General features: G+C 73.5%; 12 protein-coding genes. 3 read left to right on the top strand and 9 right to left on the bottom strand.

Going from position 1 to position 17,200, the window contains the following annotated elements:
* Window positions 1-32: 32 nt before the first annotated feature.
* A complete protein-coding gene (locus ACLIBK_RS05035) occupies window positions 33-1,247 on the top strand; it encodes a hypothetical protein (protein WP_415386134.1) in 1,215 nt (404 codons plus the stop codon).
* Between the two features lie 141 nt (window positions 1,248-1,388).
* Here ACLIBK_RS05035 and ACLIBK_RS05030 read toward each other — a convergent pair whose 3' ends face one another.
* Window positions 1,389-2,633: an SDR family oxidoreductase gene (locus ACLIBK_RS05030; RefSeq protein WP_415386133.1), complete on the bottom strand. Its 1,245-nt coding sequence runs from the start codon at window positions 2,631-2,633 to the stop codon at window positions 1,389-1,391.
* Between the two features lie 291 nt (window positions 2,634-2,924).
* Here ACLIBK_RS05030 and ACLIBK_RS05025 point away from each other — a divergent pair, with 291 nt between their 5' ends.
* Window positions 2,925-3,890, top strand: coding sequence for a 2-hydroxyacid dehydrogenase (locus ACLIBK_RS05025; protein WP_415386132.1), 966 nt, complete (start codon window positions 2,925-2,927; stop codon window positions 3,888-3,890).
* 57 nt (window positions 3,891-3,947) lie between these two features.
* Here the strand turns inward: ACLIBK_RS05025 and ACLIBK_RS05020 are convergent, their stop codons facing one another.
* Both ACLIBK_RS05020 and ACLIBK_RS05015 read right to left on the bottom strand, forming a co-directional pair.
* Window positions 3,948-6,041 (bottom strand): SDR family oxidoreductase, encoded by a 2,094-nt coding sequence (locus ACLIBK_RS05020; protein ID WP_415386131.1) that lies wholly within the window; start codon window positions 6,039-6,041, stop codon window positions 3,948-3,950.
* 224 nt (window positions 6,042-6,265) lie between these two features.
* Window positions 6,266-7,033, bottom strand: coding sequence for a superoxide dismutase (locus ACLIBK_RS05015; RefSeq protein WP_415386130.1), 768 nt, complete (start codon window positions 7,031-7,033; stop codon window positions 6,266-6,268).
* A 123-nt stretch (window positions 7,034-7,156) separates the two neighbouring features.
* On the opposite strand from ACLIBK_RS05015, the gene ACLIBK_RS05010 reads away from it, so the two are divergent.
* Complete coding sequence (locus ACLIBK_RS05010; protein WP_415386129.1) at window positions 7,157-8,524, top strand: DNA recombination protein RmuC; 1,368 nt, start codon at window positions 7,157-7,159, stop codon at window positions 8,522-8,524.
* 25 nt (window positions 8,525-8,549) lie between these two features.
* Here ACLIBK_RS05010 and ACLIBK_RS05005 read toward each other — a convergent pair whose 3' ends face one another.
* The 6 genes from ACLIBK_RS05005 to ACLIBK_RS04980 all read right to left on the bottom strand — a co-directional run bounded on the left by ACLIBK_RS05005 (window position 8,550) and on the right by ACLIBK_RS04980 (window position 17,085).
* Window positions 8,550-10,916 (bottom strand): penicillin acylase family protein, encoded by a 2,367-nt coding sequence (locus ACLIBK_RS05005; protein ID WP_415386128.1) that lies wholly within the window; start codon window positions 10,914-10,916, stop codon window positions 8,550-8,552.
* A gap of 364 nt (window positions 10,917-11,280) precedes the next feature.
* Entirely contained in the window at window positions 11,281-12,219 is a 939-nt protein-coding gene (locus ACLIBK_RS05000) for an ABC transporter ATP-binding protein (protein ID WP_415386127.1), read from the bottom strand.
* A 191-nt stretch (window positions 12,220-12,410) separates the two neighbouring features.
* The gene (locus ACLIBK_RS04995) at window positions 12,411-13,505 is read right to left on the bottom strand and encodes an ABC transporter ATP-binding protein (protein ID WP_415386126.1); all 1,095 of its coding nucleotides are present in this window, start codon (window positions 13,503-13,505) and stop codon (window positions 12,411-12,413) included.
* Window positions 13,506-13,531: 26 nt separating this feature from the next.
* Window positions 13,532-14,455 (bottom strand): ABC transporter permease, encoded by a 924-nt coding sequence (locus ACLIBK_RS04990; RefSeq protein ID WP_415386125.1) that lies wholly within the window; start codon window positions 14,453-14,455, stop codon window positions 13,532-13,534.
* A 139-nt stretch (window positions 14,456-14,594) separates the two neighbouring features.
* Window positions 14,595-15,515, bottom strand: coding sequence for an ABC transporter permease (locus ACLIBK_RS04985; protein WP_415386124.1), 921 nt, complete (start codon window positions 15,513-15,515; stop codon window positions 14,595-14,597).
* Between the two features lie 64 nt (window positions 15,516-15,579).
* Window positions 15,580-17,085: an ABC transporter substrate-binding protein gene (locus ACLIBK_RS04980; protein WP_415386123.1), complete on the bottom strand. Its 1,506-nt coding sequence runs from the start codon at window positions 17,083-17,085 to the stop codon at window positions 15,580-15,582.
* Window positions 17,086-17,200: the final 115 nt, after the last annotated feature.

Raw genomic sequence — 17,200 nt, 5'->3', positions numbered from 1 at the left:
ACCGAACGGGACGCGGAACAGGAGGAGACGCCATGTTCATCCGGGATGCGTCCCGTCGCCGGCCAGGAGGCGCCGTCCGGGCGCTGGCCCTTCTCGCGGCGCTCGCCGGGCTGCCGGCGGCCATCGGACCGGCCGGGGCACAGCCGGCGCCGGCCGCAGCACAGCCAGGGCCGGCCGCGGCGCAGCCGGCGCCCGCGGCGGCGGCCCCGAGCTTCCGGGTCGATCCATTCTGGCCCAAGCCGCTGCCCAACAACTGGATCATCGGCGCGGTGTCGGGCGTGGCGGTGGACCGGCACGACAACATCTGGATCATCCACCGTCCCGCCACCCTGGCGGCCCGGCAGCTGCTGGCGGAAAAGAACCCGCCCGAAACCGAATGCTGCGTCCGCGCGCCGCCGGTGCTGGTGTTCGACCAGGAGGGCAACCTGCTGCGGCACTGGGGCGGGCCGGGCCAGGGGTACGAATGGCCGCAGAGCGAGCACGGCATCTACGTGGACGGCGAGGACAATGTCTGGCTCGCCGGCAACGGGGAACGCGACGACCAGATCCTGAAGTTCACGACCGATGGCCGCTTCCTGATGCAGATCGGCCGGTCCGGCCGCTCCACCGGCAATGCCGACACCGCCAACCTGCATCGCCCCGCCGATGTGGAGGTGGACCTGCAGGCGCGGGAAGTCTTCGTCGCCGACGGCTACGGCAACCGCCGCGTGATCGTGTTCAACAGCGACACCGGCGCCTACAAGCGCCACTGGGGTGCCTACGGCAACGCGCCCGAGGATGACGGCATCGCGGCCTACGGCACGCGCACGGCCTATGACCCGGACCGGCCGCCGTCGCGCCAGTTCGCCAGCCCCGTGCATTGCGTGCGGCTGACGCGGGACGGGCTGGTCTATGTCTGCGACCGCACCAACGACCGCTACCAGGTGTTCCGGCGGGACGGGACCTTCGTGTCCGAGCACTTCATCGCGCCGCGCACCCGCTTGAACGGCACCGTGGCCGACCTGGTGCCCTCGCGCGACGAGGGGCAGATGTTCCTGTTCAGCGTGGACAATTCCAACGGCGTGGCCCGGGTGATCCGGCGCGCGGACGGCACGGTGCTGGACACCTTCGGCCGGCCGGGGCGCTATGCCGGGCAGTTCCATGTCCCGCACAACGTCGCCATCGACAACCGCGGCAACCTCTACGTCACGGAGGTGGACACCGGCCAGCGCGTGCAGCGCTTCGTCCGGGCGGAGGCGGCGCGGTAGGCACGTGCCTTGCGCGACGCGCCGGGCGGCTTGGTCCCGGTGGGCGCGTCGTGCCGGCCGCCCAGTGGCGCGGCCGCGCGATCCTCGCAGAGGGATCGCGGAGGTCCGGGAAGCGGAACCTCCCGGCGGGCAGCCCCTGCCCTACAGCCAGCGCCGCGCTTCGCGCCGGGCGTCGCGGGCCAGGCTGCGGGCTTCGCGCAGCAGGCCGCGGCTGCCGTGCTGCGCCAGGTCGCCGGCGTCATGCAACAGGCGGCTGCCCTGGCTGCGCGCCCGGTCGGCGAGGTCCAGCGCGGTTTGCCGGGCGTATTGCGCGGCCGACAGGGCCTGGCGCTGGGTTGCGCGGCCGATGCGGCGCTCGGCCGCATTGCGGCGCCCCTGCACGCCGATGGCGGCGCCCAGGATCACCGCGCCCAGGCCGACCAGCAGGCCGGTGGTGCCTAGCGGGTTCATCTGCGCTTCCAGCAGCAGGGAGGTCCGGCGCGGCGGCGGGCCGCTGAGGCTGGAAGTTTCCGACAGGTCGGCGCGCGGCTCGTAGAGGTTGTCGCGCCGATCGGCTTGGCCGGTCTCCTCCGTGGTTTGGGACCGGCGGGCCACGGCTTCCATGATGTAATCGGTCAGCCGCGGCGCGTGGTTGCCCAGCAGCGAGATGGCGTAGCCGCCCATGCCCACCACCAGGGTGCGGGCCTCATGCGTGCAGGCGTGCAGGATGGCGCGGCCGACCACGCGCGGGTGGTATTGCGGCGGCGGCAGCCGGGTGCCGGGGGCGCCGGTCAGGTTGCGGGCGTGCTCGGGGAACAGGGTGTCGATGGAGCTCGGCTTGATCAGCGTCACACCGATGGGATAGCCGGCCTCCTCGAATTCCATGCGGAAGCCGTCGGTGACGCCCTTCACCGCGTGCTTGGCGGCGCAATAGGTCGCCTGCAGCGCCACGGTGCGGTCCGACAGCACGGAGCCGACATTGACGATCTTGCCGCCGCGCGTCTTGAGGTGGCGCCCGGCCACCAGCGTGCCGTGCACCACGCCCCAGTACAGCGTGTCGAAGGCGCGGCGCTGGTCCTCGATGGCCGTGTCCTCCAGCCGACCGAACAGCGCCGCGCCGGCATTGTTCACCCAGCTGTCGAAGCCGCCGAAGGTGGCGATGGTCTTTTCCGCTGCGGCTTCCACCGCTGCGAGGTCGCCCACATCGGCCACCGCGTAATCCACCCGCGTGCCCTTGGAGCGCAGCTCGCCGCGCAAGGTTTTCAGCGCTTCCTCGTTGCGGGCCAGCAGCATCAGGGTGGCGCCGCGCTCGGCCGCCATGCGCGCGGTGGCGAGGCCGATGCCGGAGGTGGCGCCGGTGATCACGATCACCTGGTCGCGCAGGGGCTTGAGGGCGAGCTTGGCCATGGGGCGGGAGAACTCCGAGAAACGCTTCGGCCTTCAACGCCGCGCGCTGCCGGAGGGGTTCGGCACAAAGCCGTGCGTCCCTGCCGCCGCGTTGCGACGGCGGCAAGCCGGGGGGAGGTATCCCCGGACCCCCTTCTATTTTCGGGAGTTCCGGGGTGCGCCGGTGGCGGGCGTCGCACTTTTAACTCCCGAAAGAAGGAGGGGGTCTGGGGGAGTTCACTCCCCCGGCCTCTCCCTGGGCCCGGACGGGCCGTGTAGCCTGCCCGGCCGCAGCCCCCCGCAGGAGAGCCCATGACCGAGACGGTCGTTTTTCTCGACCCGATGACCCCGCAGCGCCTGGCGCAGATCGGGGAGCTGGCGCCGGAGGGCTGGCAGCTCACGACCTCCACCGGCCGCGACGAGCCGGCGCAGCTGGCCGCCATCGCCGAGGCGGATTTCGCCGTGTCCGGCGACGTGCCGGTGACGGCGGCCATGCTGCGCGCGGCGAAGCGGCTGAAGGGCGTGCACAAATGGGGCGTGGGGATCGACAATTTCGACACCGACGCGGCGCGCGCGCTGAACATCCGCATGATGCGCACCACCGGCAGCAACGCCATTCCCGTGGCGGAAACCGCGGTGTCGATGATGCTGGCGCTGAACCGCGGGTTGTTCCCGGGCCATGCCGGGCTGGGGCGCGGCGAGTGGCTGAAGGGCACGGTCGGCCCGGGCTGCCTGATGCTGACGGGCAAGACGGTGGGGCTGATCGGGCTGGGCGCGATCGGCAAGAGCGTGGTGCGCCTGCTGTCGGGGTTTCAGTGCCGCGTGCTGTACCACATGCCCCGCCGCCTGGCCGCCGAGGAGGAAGCGGCGCTGGGGGTGGAATACGCGTCCTTCGACGCGCTGCTGGCGGAGGCGGACGTGGTGTCGCTGCACTGCCCGCTGTCTGCGGAAACGCGCGGGCTGATCGGGGCGGCGCAGCTGCGCGCCATGAAGCGCTCGGCGGTGCTGATCAACGTCGCGCGCGGCGGCATCGTGGTGGAGGAGGAGCTGGCCGCGGCGCTGCGCGCGGGCGAGATCCGCGGCGCCGGGGTGGACGTCTTCGCCACCGAGCCGGTGCCGGCAGACAACCCGCTGCTGGGGCTGCCCAACTGCATCGTCACCCCGCATATCGGCGCGGCGGCGGCGGACAACTTCGCCAAGACGGTGTCGCGGATGTTCCGCAACATGCAGCACGTGGCGAGGGGCGAGGAGGTGCCGACGCTGGACGTGGTGGTGTAGCGCCGACACCCCGCCCGGCGATGCGCGCCGGGCGGGGTGTTCGCGTTCAGGCCGCGGTCAGATCCAGCGGCGGGCCTCCTTGCGGGCGCTGCGGAACAGCCGGCGGCTGCCGCCGCGGGCCTCGTCCAGCAGGTGCGGCGCTTCCTGCCGCGCCCGCTGCAACAGGCGGGAGCCTTCCTCCGCCAGGCCGTAGCCCAGGTCGCGCAGGCGGCGCGGGGCGTCGCGGCGGCCGCTGCCGAACAGGAAGCGGCCCAGCAGCGAGCCTTCCCGCGCAGCGGTGCCGCGGGCGTCCTGCGCCAGGCTGCGCGCATCCTGCGCCAGCTCGCGCGCCCGATCCCACAGGTCCTGGCTGCGGTTCTCCGCCCGGCTGCGGGCATCCTGCGCGGCGCTGCGGCCACGGCCCCACAGGCGGTGGCCTTCGCGCTCGGCACGGTCGCGCGCGTCCTCGGCACCGTCGCGGCTCCAGCTCCACCAGCGATTGCCCTCGCGCTCGGCGCGCTCCCGGGCTTCCTCCGCGGCGCTGCGGCCACGGCTCCACCAATGGCGGCTTTCCCGTTCGGCACGGTCGCGCGCCTCCTCGGCGGCATCGCGGCCCCAGCTCCACCAGCGGCTGCCCTCGCGCTCGGCGCGCTCGCGGGCTTCTTCCGCGGCGCTGCGGCCACGGCTCCACCAATGGCGGCTTTCCCGTTCGGCGCGGTCGCGCGCATCCTCGGCGGCGTCGCGGCCCCAGCTCCACCAGCGGCTGCCCTCACGCTCGGCGCGCTCGCGGGCGTCCTCGGCGGCGTCACGGCCACGGTTCCACCAGCCGCGGCTTTCCCGCTCCGCCCGGCTCCGCCCGTCCCAGGCCGCCTCGCGTGCCCGGCCCCAGAGGCGGGAGCCCTCGTCCAGGGCGGACTGCCCGAGATCGCCCAGCCTGCCGGTGCGGCGCACCTCGCGCGCCTTGCCGCGCAGCAGGCGCCACAGCAGCGAGCCCCTATCCTCCGCCGCCTCGCGCGCGCCGAAGAAGCCCTGGCGGCCGTCGCGCAGCAGCCCGCGGCCGCGGCCCCGCGCATCCTCCACCAGCGCCATCGCCCGCCGCTGCGCGCCGTCGGCATAGCCGTAGGCGCCGTCCAGCAGCCGTTCGCGGGCGCTGCGGCGGCGCTGCTGGCCCATCGCCAGGGCCACCACCAGCGCGCCGACGCCCAGCACCACCCCCGCCGTGGCCAGCGGGTGCATCTGCGCTTCCAGCAGCAGCGAGGTCTTGCGCGGCCCCGGCCCCTTCAGGCTGGAAGTTTCGGCCAGATCCTCGCGCGGCTCGTAGAGGTTGTCCCGCCGCTCCGGGCGGCCGGTCTGGTCGGTGCTCTGCATCGGTTTCGCGAGTGCCTCCATGATGGTGTCGGTGAGCCGGGGGGCGACCTGCCCCATGGCCGAGATCAGCCATCCGCCGCCGCCCACCACGAGGTCGCGCGACGGCACCTCGCAGGCATGCAGGATGGCGCGCGCCACCACGCGGGGATGGTAGTAGGGCGGCGGGTTCTTGGTGCCGGGGGAGCCGGTCAGGTTGCGGGCATGCTCGACATAGGGCGTGTCGATCACCGCCGGCTTGATCAGCGTCACGGCCAGCGGGTAGCCCGCCGCCTCGAACTCCATGCGGAAGGTGTCGGTGATGCCCTTCACCGCGTGCTTGGCCGCCGAATAGGGTCCCTGCAGCGCGATGGCGCGGTCCGACAGCACGGAGCCGATGTTGATGATCGCCCCGCCGGTCGCCTTCATGTGCTCGGCCGCGGCGAGGGTGCCGTAGACCAGGCCCCAGTAGGTCACGTCGAAGACCCGGCGCTGGTCCTCCAGCGGCACCTTCTCCAGCTCGCCGTAGAGGAAGGCGCCGGCATCGTTGATCCAGGTGTCGATGCGGCCGAATTTCCGCATCGCCTGCTCCGCCACCGCGTTCACGGCAGCGCGGTCGGCGACATCGGCGGCGGCGAAGGCCACCCGCGCGCCCCGCGCGTCCAGCTCGTCCTGCAAGGAGCGCAGCGCCGGCTCGTTGCGCGCCACCAGCATCAGCGTGGCGCCGCGTTCCGCCGCCGCCCGCGCGGTGGCGAGGCCGATGCCGGAGGTCGCGCCGGTCAGCACGATCACCTGCTCGGACAGGGGCTTCAGTCTCGGCTTGGCCATCGGTGCGCTCCGCTCATCCTGGTTCGGTGAACGCGGCGGGACCTCACGGGTTTGCGCGGGGCGCAGGGAAGGCCGGGGGAGTGAACTCCCCCGGGCCCCCTCCTTTTTTCAGGAGTTGAAGCGCTCCGATGGCCACGGGCGCGCCCAGACTCCCGAAAACAGAAGGGGGTCCGGGGGGATGCTTCCCCCCGGCTTTACTTCCTTTCCCCGTCCACCCGGCCGCCTCAGATCGCCAGCGTGCCGGCCTTGGCCGCGGCGAAGCGCTCGGCGACCTTGTCCCAGTTCACCACGTTCCACCACGCGGCGAGGTAGTCCGGGCGGCGGTTCTGGTATTTCAGGTAATAGGCGTGCTCCCACACGTCGTTGCCCAGCAGGGCACGGCCACCGGACATGAGGGGGCTGTCCTGGTTGGGCAGGTCCACCAGCGCCAGCTTGCCGTCGCGCGCCACCGTCACGAAGACCCAGCCGGAGCCGAAGCGGCGGGCGCCGGCAGCGTTGAAGTCGGCCTTCATCTTGTCGAAGCCGCCGAGGTCGCGGGTGATCGCCTCGGCCAGCTCGCCCGTGGGGGCGCCGCCACGGCCGCCCATGATCTGCCAGAACATGGTGTGGTTAGCGTGGCCGCCGCCGTTGTTGCGCACCGCCGTGCGGATGCCCTCGGGCACCTGCTCCAGCCGGGCCAGGATGTCGGGCAGCGGCATGGCGGCGAGCTGCCCCTGGTCCCGCAGCGCGGCGTTGAGATTGGTCACGTAGGCCGCATGGTGCCGGTCGTGGTGCAGCTCCATGGTCATCGCGTCGACATGCGGCTCGTTGGCGTTGTTCGCGTAGGGCAGCGGGTCCAGCCGGAAGGGACCCGTCGCGGCCGGGGTGGCCGCCGTTTGCGCCAGCAGCGGCCGGGGCAGCGCCAGAGCGGCCCCCAGCGCGGCGGCGCCGCCCAGCAGGGCGCGGCGGCCCTGGGCGCGGTTCAGGGGGACGTGTCGGGGCGAGGGGCTCATACGGCTGAAACGCTGCGGACCCCCGGGCGTTGCGGCAGGCCGTCGCGGTCGGCGGCGGCATGGTGGGCAGTTCGCCCCGGGCTGCGGCATAATCCCCCGCCCAACGCGCCGGAGCCGCATCGCTTGGAAACCTGGCTGATCGTCCTGCTCGCCTTCCTGCCCGGCAGTGCCGCCGTCGCGCTGGTGCTGCTGCGCGCCCCCCGCGGCGGCGCGGCGCTGGGGGCGGAGGCCATGCTGCCCCTGGTGGAACGGCTGGGCGCGCTGCAGGCCGGGGTGGGCGAGCAGCTCGCCCGCCAGGCACAGGAGGTGGGGGCGGCGCTGGCCGCGCAGAACCAGCAGCTGGCCGAAGCCCAGGCCCTGGCCGCCGAGCGTGCGCGCGCCCAGGAGGGCGCCCTGGCCGAGCGGGTGGCGCAGGCGACGCTGACCATGACCGACAGCCTGCTGGAACAGGGGCAGCGCGTCGGCGCCGCGGTGGCGGCGCAGAACGAGCGGCTGGCGGCGCAGGAGAAGGCGCTGGCCGACCGGCTGGCCGCCGTGTCCGCCGGGCTGCAGGAGGCGCTGGCCGGGCAGAACGAGCGGCTCAACGCCGTGCTGACCGGGCAGACCGAGCGGGTGCACCGGCAACTGACGGAACAGTTCGCCGCCGCCCAGGACACGGCGGGCAAGATCAACGAACGCCTCGCGGTGATCGACGCGGCGCGGGAAAACATCGAGGCGCTGGGCGCGCAGGTCACCACCCTGTCGGGCATCCTGGCCAACAAGCAGTCCCGCGGCGCCTTCGGCGAGGTGCAGCTGCGCCGGCTGATCGAGGACCGGCTGCCGGCGGACGGCTTTTCCTGGCAGCACACGCTGAGCAACCGGGCGCGGGCGGATTGCCTGATCCGCCTGCCGCACCCGCCCGGCCCGGTGGTGGTGGACAGCAAGTTCCCGCTGGAAGGCTGGCTGGCGCATCGCGACGCCGCCGACGGCAGCGCGCGCGACGCCGCCGCCCGCGCCTTTGCCGCCGACGTGCGCAAGCACGTGTTCGACATCGCCGAGAAGTACCTGATCCCCGGCGAAACGGCGGAAGGCGCGCTGCTCTTCGTGCCGTCGGAGGCGATCTACGGCGAGCTACACGCGACGCAGGCGGCGCTGGTGGAGGAGGCGGCGCGCAAGGGCGTCTATATCGTCTCGCCCTCCACGCTCTGGGCGGTGCTGGGCACGATGCGGGCGCTGATGCAGGACGTGCGGATGCGCGCCGAGGCCCGGCGCATCCAGGACGAGGTGAAGCGCATGGTGACAGAGGTCGGGCGCCTCGACAGCCGGGTCACCAAGCTGAAGAAGCACTTCACCGACATCCAGGACGACGTGCGGCAGATCGACATCACCACGGAAAAGATCATCCGCGCCGGCGGCCGCATCGAGGCGATCGAGCTGGAGGAGGAGGCCGCCGCCTCGCCCGCCGCCGTGTCCCTGGCCGCGGCGCCGCCGGCCACGCTGCCGCAGGCGTGACGCGGCGCCGGAGCGGCGCCGCGGTTCAGGCCAGCGGTTCCAACCGGATACGTCGCGCGGTGGCCGCGTCCACCGCCTCGCGCGTGAAGAGCAGCGGCACGAACTCGCCCCGCGACCAGGCTTCCGCCAGGTCGGCGTAGTGCGGCGAGCGCGGGTCGCCGGACTGGCCGGGGGCGTTGATGCAGCGGCTGTTGTCCCAGGCGCCCACATCCATCACCAGGCGCACGGACGCGCCGTGCGTCACCCGCCAGTCGCCGCGGTAACCGGCGTGCATCGGCGTCTGGCTGCTGCCGCCGGTGGGCAGCGGGCCGATGTCGAAGCGGGCCGCGTCCCCGGGGGGCAGGACGGGGTGCAGGGCGTGCTCGAAGAAGCCGTGGTGCAGCGCGCCCCATTGCCAGGCGGCGGGGTCCGGCCCCAGCCGCTTGGCCGCGTCGTGCCAGGCGGCCGCCAGGGTGTCGCGCAGCAGGGCGTCGCGCCGTTCGCCGAGCCAGGCCGGCGGCTGTTCCAGCACCGCCAGGATGCTGTCGCTGTCGCCGGGCGGCAGCAGGCGCGCCAGGAGCGGGCGGCCCGCGGCCCGCGCGAAGAGCGCCGGCTTGAGGTACTTGCTCCACCAGATCTCGGCCAGCGCGGCGGCAGCGCTGCCGGCGTCCAGCCGCCCGTCCCAGCCGCGCAGCAGGGCGATGGCGGCCGCGGCCTCGCCGGGTTCGGGCAAGGCTTCGGCCAGCCGCGCCAGCCGCCGCGCCGGCACCGAGACCACGTCCGCCTGCAGGGCGCAGGAGGCGGCGACGCTGTGCCGGTCGTCCTCGCGCAGCACGTCCCGGATGCGGGTGATGCGGGCGGTTTCCGACCATTCGAAGCCGACGGCGGCGTGCGCGTGGTCCCAGTCGGGCGGCAGGTTCTGCTCGTTGGCGGTGGCGAGATAGCCTTCCGGCGGGTCGACGCGGCAGGGCAGCTCGTCCGGCCCGATGCGGCCCTCCCATTCGTAGCGGCCGTCGCCGGGCACGGGCAGCATGCCGTCGAAGTTGCGCCGGCGCGGCAGGTTGCCGGCGGGCATCCAGGCCACCGTGCCCGAGGTGTCGGCGTAGACCTGGTTGACGGACGGGGCGCCCCAGCCGCGCAGGGCGGCGCGAAAGGCGTCGAGGTCGGTCGCGCGCATGGCGGACAGGCTGGCAAGGTAGGGGGCGGTGCCCACCTCCAGCCAGACGGTGCGCAGCGCGAAGGCGCGGCGGTGCGCCGGGTCTTCGAGCAGCACCGGGCCGTGGCGGGTGAATGCCAGCGTGACGGTCTGGTCGGCCTCGCCGCGCACGGCCACCGTTTCCTCGATCCGATGGATGCGCTCCCAGCCCTCGCCGTAGCGGTAGGAATCCGGGTCGCCCTCGGCGGTCTCGTAGACGCAGAGGTCTTCCTGGTCGGCGGGAAAGATGGTCAGGCCGAAGGCGGCGGTGCCGTTGTGGCCGATGGAGATGCCGGGGATCTGCGGCTCGCCCGCGCCGATCGCGTCGAAGCCGGGCGCGCTGAGGTGGACGAGGTAGCGCAGCGCCGGCACGGCATGGGCGCGGTGCGGGTCGTTGGCCAGGATCGGCCGCCCGGTTTCCGTGCGGGAGCCGTGCACGACCCAGTTGTTGGAACCCTGCCAGTCGGCGTCGCGGATCACCTCGCCGAGTTCGTTCACGCCGGTCCAGGCTTCCGCTTCGGCCAGGGTGGCGCGCAGGCGTTCCGGCGTCAGCGTGACGCCGGCCATGCCGAGCTTGAACCCGTCCAGCACCGCCATCGGCACGGCGGCGAGGTCCAGCCCGTCCGGTACGATGGGCACGCGCGGCGGGCTGGTGTTCTTGCGCAGCAGGTCCAGCTCGGGGCTGCCGCCCGCCGCCAGCAGGTTGGCGCGCACCACCTCGGACAGGGCGTTGCGGGTCAGGCCGTGGGAGCGGATGCGCACCACGTCCTCCGCCGCCCAGCGCGCCGGTTCGGTGCCGAGGGCCGTGAATTCCGGCGGCAGGCGGTCCGGCTCGGCCTCACACAGCGCCACGAAGGCGTTGATGCCGGCCACGAAGCGCTCGCAGATGCTGCGGGCGTCGGGGGCGTAGGTCGCCCATTCCGCGTCCATGTCGCCGCGGAACAGGAACAGGCGCGACGCGCGGTCCTGCGCCAGGAAGCCCGGGCCGAGATCGGCGGCCAGCAGCCCCAGCCCGCGCTTGCGCCACAGGTCCAGCTGCCACAGCCGGTCGCGCGCGGCGTTGAAGCCCTGGAGGAACCAGAGGTCGGCCTCGCTGCCGGCGCGCAGGTGCGGGATGCCCCAGCGGTCCAGGGCGATCTCCGCCGGTTCCTGCAGGCCGGCGAGGCGGATCGTCTCGGTGGCGGGGGTGTCCCCGGCCGGGTCGGCGGCCGGCGTCACGCCCCTGCCCCCGCTCGCTGCCGCCCGCATCCGCCCTTCGCAACGAACCTCATGCCCGGCCCCTCCTGCTCGCTCCCCGGAATGCCGCCGTCGCGGCAATGCGTCCATGCGGCGCGGGCGCACGTCGTGGTGTTCGGGCCGGGGCCAAGGGGGCTCTGCCCCCTTGGAGCCCCCGCGAGGAGCTTAGGCTCCTCGACCTCATGAGTGCCTCCGGCGGGGGCGGGATGATCCACGTCAGTCATGGCGGGCGCCGTCTGCCATCCCGCCCCCGCCGGAGGCACTCAACGCGGGGTCCGGGGAGTTCGTAACTCCCCGGCGGGGTCCAGGGGCAGCGCCCCTGGCCACGGTCAGAACAGCCAAGCGATCACACCGCGACGGGCGAGGTCTGTTCCGCGAAGTGGCAGGCGACCATGGAGGCGCCGACGGGGCGCCATTCCGGCTCGACGCGCCGGCAGATCTCCTGGGCCATGGGGCAGCGGGTGTGGAAGCGGCAGCCGGGGGGCGGGTTGGCGGGGCTGGGGATCTCGCCGTGCAGCGGCACGCGCGGCTTGCGGCGCTGGGTGTCCGGGTCGGGCTCGGGCACGGCGGCCAGCAGGGCGCGGGTGTAGGGGTGGCGGGGGGCGGCGTAGAGGGCGTCGCGCGGCGCCAATTCCGCGAGCTTGCCCAGGTACATCACGGCGATGCGGTCGCAGACGTGGCGCACCACGGCCAGGTCGTGGCTGACGAAGAGGCAGGCCATGCCGTGCGCCGCCTGCAGGTCCACGAACAGGTTCAGGATCTGCGCCCGCACCGACACGTCCAGGGCGGAAACCGGCTCGTCGCAGATCAGCAGCGCCGGGCGCAGGGCGAGCGCCCGGGCGATCACGATGCGCTGCCGCTGGCCACCGGAGAACTGGTGCGGGAAGCGCGAGGCGTGCTCGGGACGCAGGCCGACCTCGGTCAGCAGGGCGCCGACCTGTTCGCGCAGCGCCGCCCCGCGCGCGAGGCCGCGCACCAGCAGCGGCTCGCCGATCGCCTCTCCCACGCTCATGCGCGGGTTGAGCGAGGTGGCGGGGTCCTGGAACACCATCTGCATGCGCGCGCGGACGCGGTGCAGCGTGGCGCGGTCGGCATTCGCGATCTCCGTGCCGTCCACCACGACCGAGCCGGCGGTGGGGCGCAGCAGCCCGGTGACGGCGTTGGACACGGAGGACTTGCCGCAGCCGCTCTCGCCCACCAGGCCCAGCGTTTCGCCGGGCGCGATGCGCAGCGACATGCCGTCCACCGCGCGCACCGGCGGGCCGCCGCGCGCGGGGTAGTGCACCGCGAGGTCGGTGATCGCGAGCGCCGCCTGCGGGGGCGCCGCCCGCGGGGCAGCGCCGCCCGGCGACGCTCCGGTCGAGGCCGGTCCGTTCGGAGCCAGTCCGTTCAGGGCAGCTCCGGTCGGGGCCGGTCCGTTCGGGGCCGGTCCGGTCGGGGAAGCGGGCGTCGCGGCGGCGGGTGGCGGGGTGGCGCTCATCGCACGTCCTCCGCGAACCAGCAGGCGGAACGGTGGCCGTCGCCCATGTCGCGCAAGGGGGGTGTTTCGGCGCGGCACTTGTCGCGCGCCAGGGGGCAGCGGGTGTGGAAGCGGCAGCCCACGGGGATCTCGCCGGGGGTGGGGACGCGGCCCTCGATCACCGCGAGGCGGGATTTCGGCGCGTCGTCCAGCCGCGGCAGGGCGGCCAGCAGCAGCGCGGTGTAGGGGTGGCGCGGCTGGGCGAAGATGGCGTCGGTGGTGCCGGTCTCGGCGATGCGGCCGGCATACATCACGGCCACGCGGTCGGCGATGTCGGCCACCACGCCCATGTCGTGGGTGATCAGCACGATGGCGGTGCCGCGTTCCGCCGCGAGTGCACGCAGCAGCGCCAGGATCTGCGCCTGGATGGTGACGTCCAGCGCGGTGGTCGGTTCGTCCGCCACCAGCACCAGGGGGCGGGCGATCAGGGCGGTGGCGATCATCACCCGCTGGCACATGCCGCCCGACAATTCGAACGGGTACTGGTCCATGCGGCGGGCGGGGTCGGAGATGCCGACCTCGCGCAGCATGCGCTCCACCGCCTCGCGCGCGGCGCGGCCGGACAGGCCGGTGGCTTCCGCCACCTGGGACCCCACGGTGGCCAGCGGGTCCAGCGCCGCCTGCGGTTCCTGGAAGATCATGGAGGCGCGGGTGCCGCGGATGCGGCGCATCCGGCGCTCCGGCAACACGGAGATGTTTTCCCCGCCCAGGAAGACCTCGCCGCGTTCCTGCCGCACGGCGCGGGGCAGCAGGCGCATGATGGCCTGGGCGGTGATGGACTTGCCGCAGCCGCTCTCGCCCACCAGGGCCAGGACCTCGCCGGGGGCGACGTCGAAGCCGACGCCGTCCACGGTCGCCACCCCGTTCACCGACAGGGTGAGGTCGCGCACGCTCAGCGCCGGGGTGCTGCCGCCCGCTGCGGCCGCCGCCCCCTGGCCCCGCCCCGCCGCCGCGACGGCACCCGGCGCAGGGACCGGGACGGCCGCCGACGCGTTGGCCGGGCCACCGCCCGGCGCGGCGGGCGCTGCCGTGCTGCCCATCGCCGTCGGCACGGCGCCCGATGGTTCCACCGCCACGCTCAGCGCCCCGCCGAGCGCGGGTCGAGCCGGTCGCGCAGCCAGTCGCCCAGCAGGTTGACGCAGAGCACCAGGATAAACAGTCCCAGCCCGGGAAACACGGTCAGCCACCAGGCGCGCGCCACGTATTGCCGCCCCGCGCTCATGATCGAGCCCCAGGAGGGCTGCGGCGGCTGGATGCCCAGGCCCAGGAAGGACAGGCCGGCTTCGGACAGGATCATCAACCCGAACTCGCTGGTGGCCACCACCAGCAGCGGGCCGGCGATGTTGGGCAGGACGTGGCGCAGCAGCAGCCGCACCGGCCCGGCGCCCCCCATCTCGGCCGCGCGCATATAGGGCAGCGCCGCCACCTGCAGCGTCGAGGCATAGGCGACGCGGGTGTAGCGCGGCCAGCGCGTCAGCCCCAGCACCACCACCAAGTTCAGGAAACCCGGCCCCAGCACCGCCACCGTCAGCACCGCCAGCAGGATGGCCGGCACCGACAGCATGGTGTCCACCAGCCGCATGATGATCGTGGCGGTCCAGCCGCGGAACCAGCCGGCCAGCAGCCCCAGCGCCGTGCCGACGGCCAGCGACACCGTCACCGACAGCACCGCCACCGCGAAGGACACCTGCGCGCCGTGGAGGATGCGCGACAGCAGGTCGCGCCCGAGGTCGTCCGTGCCGAGCAGGTACGACGCTCCCGCCGCGGTGGTGGTGCCCGGCGGGCGCAGCCGCAGCAGCAGGGATTGCCGCAGCGGGTCGTGCGGCGAGATCCAGGGCGCCAGCACCGCGGCGGCGGCGAAGAGCAGCAGGATCAGCAGCACCAGCCAGATGCCCAGCGGGATGCCGGCCAGGCTGCGCCAGCGCGCGGTCCGGCGCGGCGCGGCCTGCACGGTGGCGGCCGGCGGCGGGATCTCCAGCGCGTCGCTGCCGGGGGCGCTCATCGCGCCACCCCGTCGCGCGCGAAGCGCGTCGACCCAGCGCGCACGCAGTGCGTCGCCCCGGCGTGTGCGCAGCACATCGCCCCGGCGCATGCGCAGCATGTCGCCCCTCGGTGCACCGCCGCGTTGCCCCGCCCCGCCCTCATCGCGCCACCCGGATGCGCGGGTCCACCAACCCGTAGGCGAGGTCGGCCAGCAGGTTAGCGCCGATGTAGGTGAAGGACACGAACAGCACCACGGCCTGCACCACCAGGAAATCGCGCGAGGAGATGGACTGGATCGCCAGCTGCCCGATCCCCGGCCAGGCGAAGACGGTTTCCACGATCACCGCGCCGGCCAGCAGGTTGCCGATCTCCAGCGCGGTGACGGTGATCACGGGGATGGCGGCATTGCGCAGCACGTGCCGCCACACCGCGCGTCCGCGCGACAGGCCGCGGGCACGGGCGGCGGAGACGTAGTCGCGGCTCAGCTCGTCCAGCACGGCGATGCGGGTCATGCGCGCGAAGGTGGACATGGCCAGCGCGCCCAGCGCGACGGAGGGCATCACCAGCGACGCCACCCCGTCGGCGCCGGAGGTCGGCAGCCAGCCCAGCGTCACGCCGAACAGCAGGATCAGCAGGATGCCGGACCAGAAGGTCGGCAGGCTCTGCCCGGTCAGCACGAAGCCGGTGAGCGCGCGTTCCACCACGCCGCCGCGCCACACCGCCATGGCGATGCCGGCGGGGATGCCCACCCCCAGCGCCACGACCAGTGCGCCCCCGGCGAGGGCAACCGTGTAGGGGATGCGGCTGCCCAGGATGACCGACACCGGCGCGCGCTGCACCAGGGATTCGCCCAGGTCGAAGCGCGCCATGTTGCCGAGGTATTCGGCGTACTGCACCCAGAGCGGCCGGTCGAAGCCCAGCGCGTGGCGCAGCGCCGCGATCTGCTCGGCGGTGGCGCCTTCGGGCACCAGCAGCAGCGTCGGGTCGCCGCTGAGGCGCATCACGAAGAACACCAGCGTCAGCACGCCGAAGGTGGCCAGCGCCGCCTGCAGCACGCGCCCGAGAAGGAAGCGTCCCACGCCGCTCAGCGTCCCCTGCGGCGCAGCCGCGGTGCGGGGCTGCGCGGCATTGCGGGACGGCCGCTCAGCCCTGCCACTTCATGTCCATCACGAAGAAGGCCTCGTTGGCGGTGGGCGTCCATTGCAGCCCGTTGCGCGCGCCGTAGATCGCCACGTCCTGGAACAGGCCGATGCCCGGCACGTCCTGGCGCAGGATCTCGAAGGCGCGCTTGTAGTGGGCGCGGCGCGCGGCCTCGTCCAGCGTGGCGCGGGCGGCGTCCACCTCCGTGTCGAAGGCGGGGTTGCTGTACTTGCTCCAGATGGAGCCGGTGCGGAACAGCGGGAAAATCACGCCGTCGGCGTCCTGGCAGGCGCAGCTCCAGCGGCCCTGCGCCATGCCGCCGGACTCTTCCGGGTTGCCCTGGCGGCGGCGCAGGAAGGTGGGCTGGTCCATCATCTCGATGTTCAGCTTCAGCCCGACCTCGCTCAGCATCTGCTGCACCGCCTCGTTCAGGCGGCGGTCATAGGCGGGGGAGGAGATCAGCGTCACCGTGGCGCCCTCGGCCCCTGCTTCCTTGAGCAGCGCGCGGGCGCGGGCGGGGTCGTAGGGCCAGCCCTCCACCTCCGGCGTGTAGCCGAAATTGGCCGGGGTCAGCACTTGGTTGACCGGCTTGGCGTAGCCCTGCTGCAGCGCCTCGATCAGCGTGTTGCGGTCGATCGCCATGGCGATGGCCTGCCGCACGCGCACGTCGCGCGTCGGGCCGAACTGGGCGTTGAGGTTGAGAAAGGCCACCCGCTCCGTCGGCGCCGAGAGCACCTGCACGCCGCGCTCGTTCTTGAGGGATTCCGCGTCGTCGGGCGTCAGGCCGGTGACGATGTCCGCCCGGCCCGCCCGCAGGTCGGCCACGCGGGTGGGAACATCGGGCACGGCGCGAAAGGTCACGGTGCGGAAGGGCGGGCGGCCGCGCCAGTACGCGTCGTTGGCCTCCAGCACCGTCTGCACGCCGCGCTGCCATTGCCGCAGCTTGAAGGGGCCGCTGCCCACGGGTTCCTGGTTGAAGCGCGAGGCCCCCACCCGCTCCACGTAGGCCTTGGGCACCACGGACAGCTTCACCAGCTGCGCCAGCAGCGCCGGATAGGGCGTCCTGGTCTTCAGCGTCACCTCGTTCGGGCCGGACACGGTGGCGGAGGTGATCTGGTCGAACTGGCTCAGCTGCGGCGAGCGCAGCGCCGGGTCGATGACCCGCGAGATGCTGTACGCCACGTCCTCGGCCGTCAGCTTCGAGCCGTCGTGGAAGGTGATGCCCTCGCGGATGGCGAAGACCAGCGTGGTGTCGTCGCTGTAGCGCCAGCTGCTGCCGACCTGCGGCACGATGGTGCCGGCGGTGTCGCGGGTGACGAGGTTGTCGAAGATGTTGCGGTACACCGTGTAGCTGCTGGTGTCCCATTGCAGGTGCGGGTCCAGCGTGGCGGCGTCGCCGATCAGGTCCACCACGAGGTCGGTCTTGGCGGCGGACTGGGCCAGGGTGGGGCCGGGCAGGGCCGGGATCGCCGGCACAGCCGCCGCCAGCATCAGGGTTCGCCTGCGCATCGCGCTCTCTCCTCGGTGTCCGGCGCGACCCGTCCCAGGGGGTGGGAGAACCGGCGGGGGGGGCCGCAGCTTGTGGCCACGGATTTCAGCAAATATCGTACCGGCCGCTCCAAGG

Source organism: Roseomonas sp. BN140053, from assembly GCF_047690175.1.
Taxonomy (GTDB): Bacteria; Pseudomonadota; Alphaproteobacteria; order Acetobacterales; family Acetobacteraceae; genus Roseomonas.
Note: the sequence above shows the minus strand (reverse complement) of the source record. Positions and strands in the feature narration are given on the sequence as shown.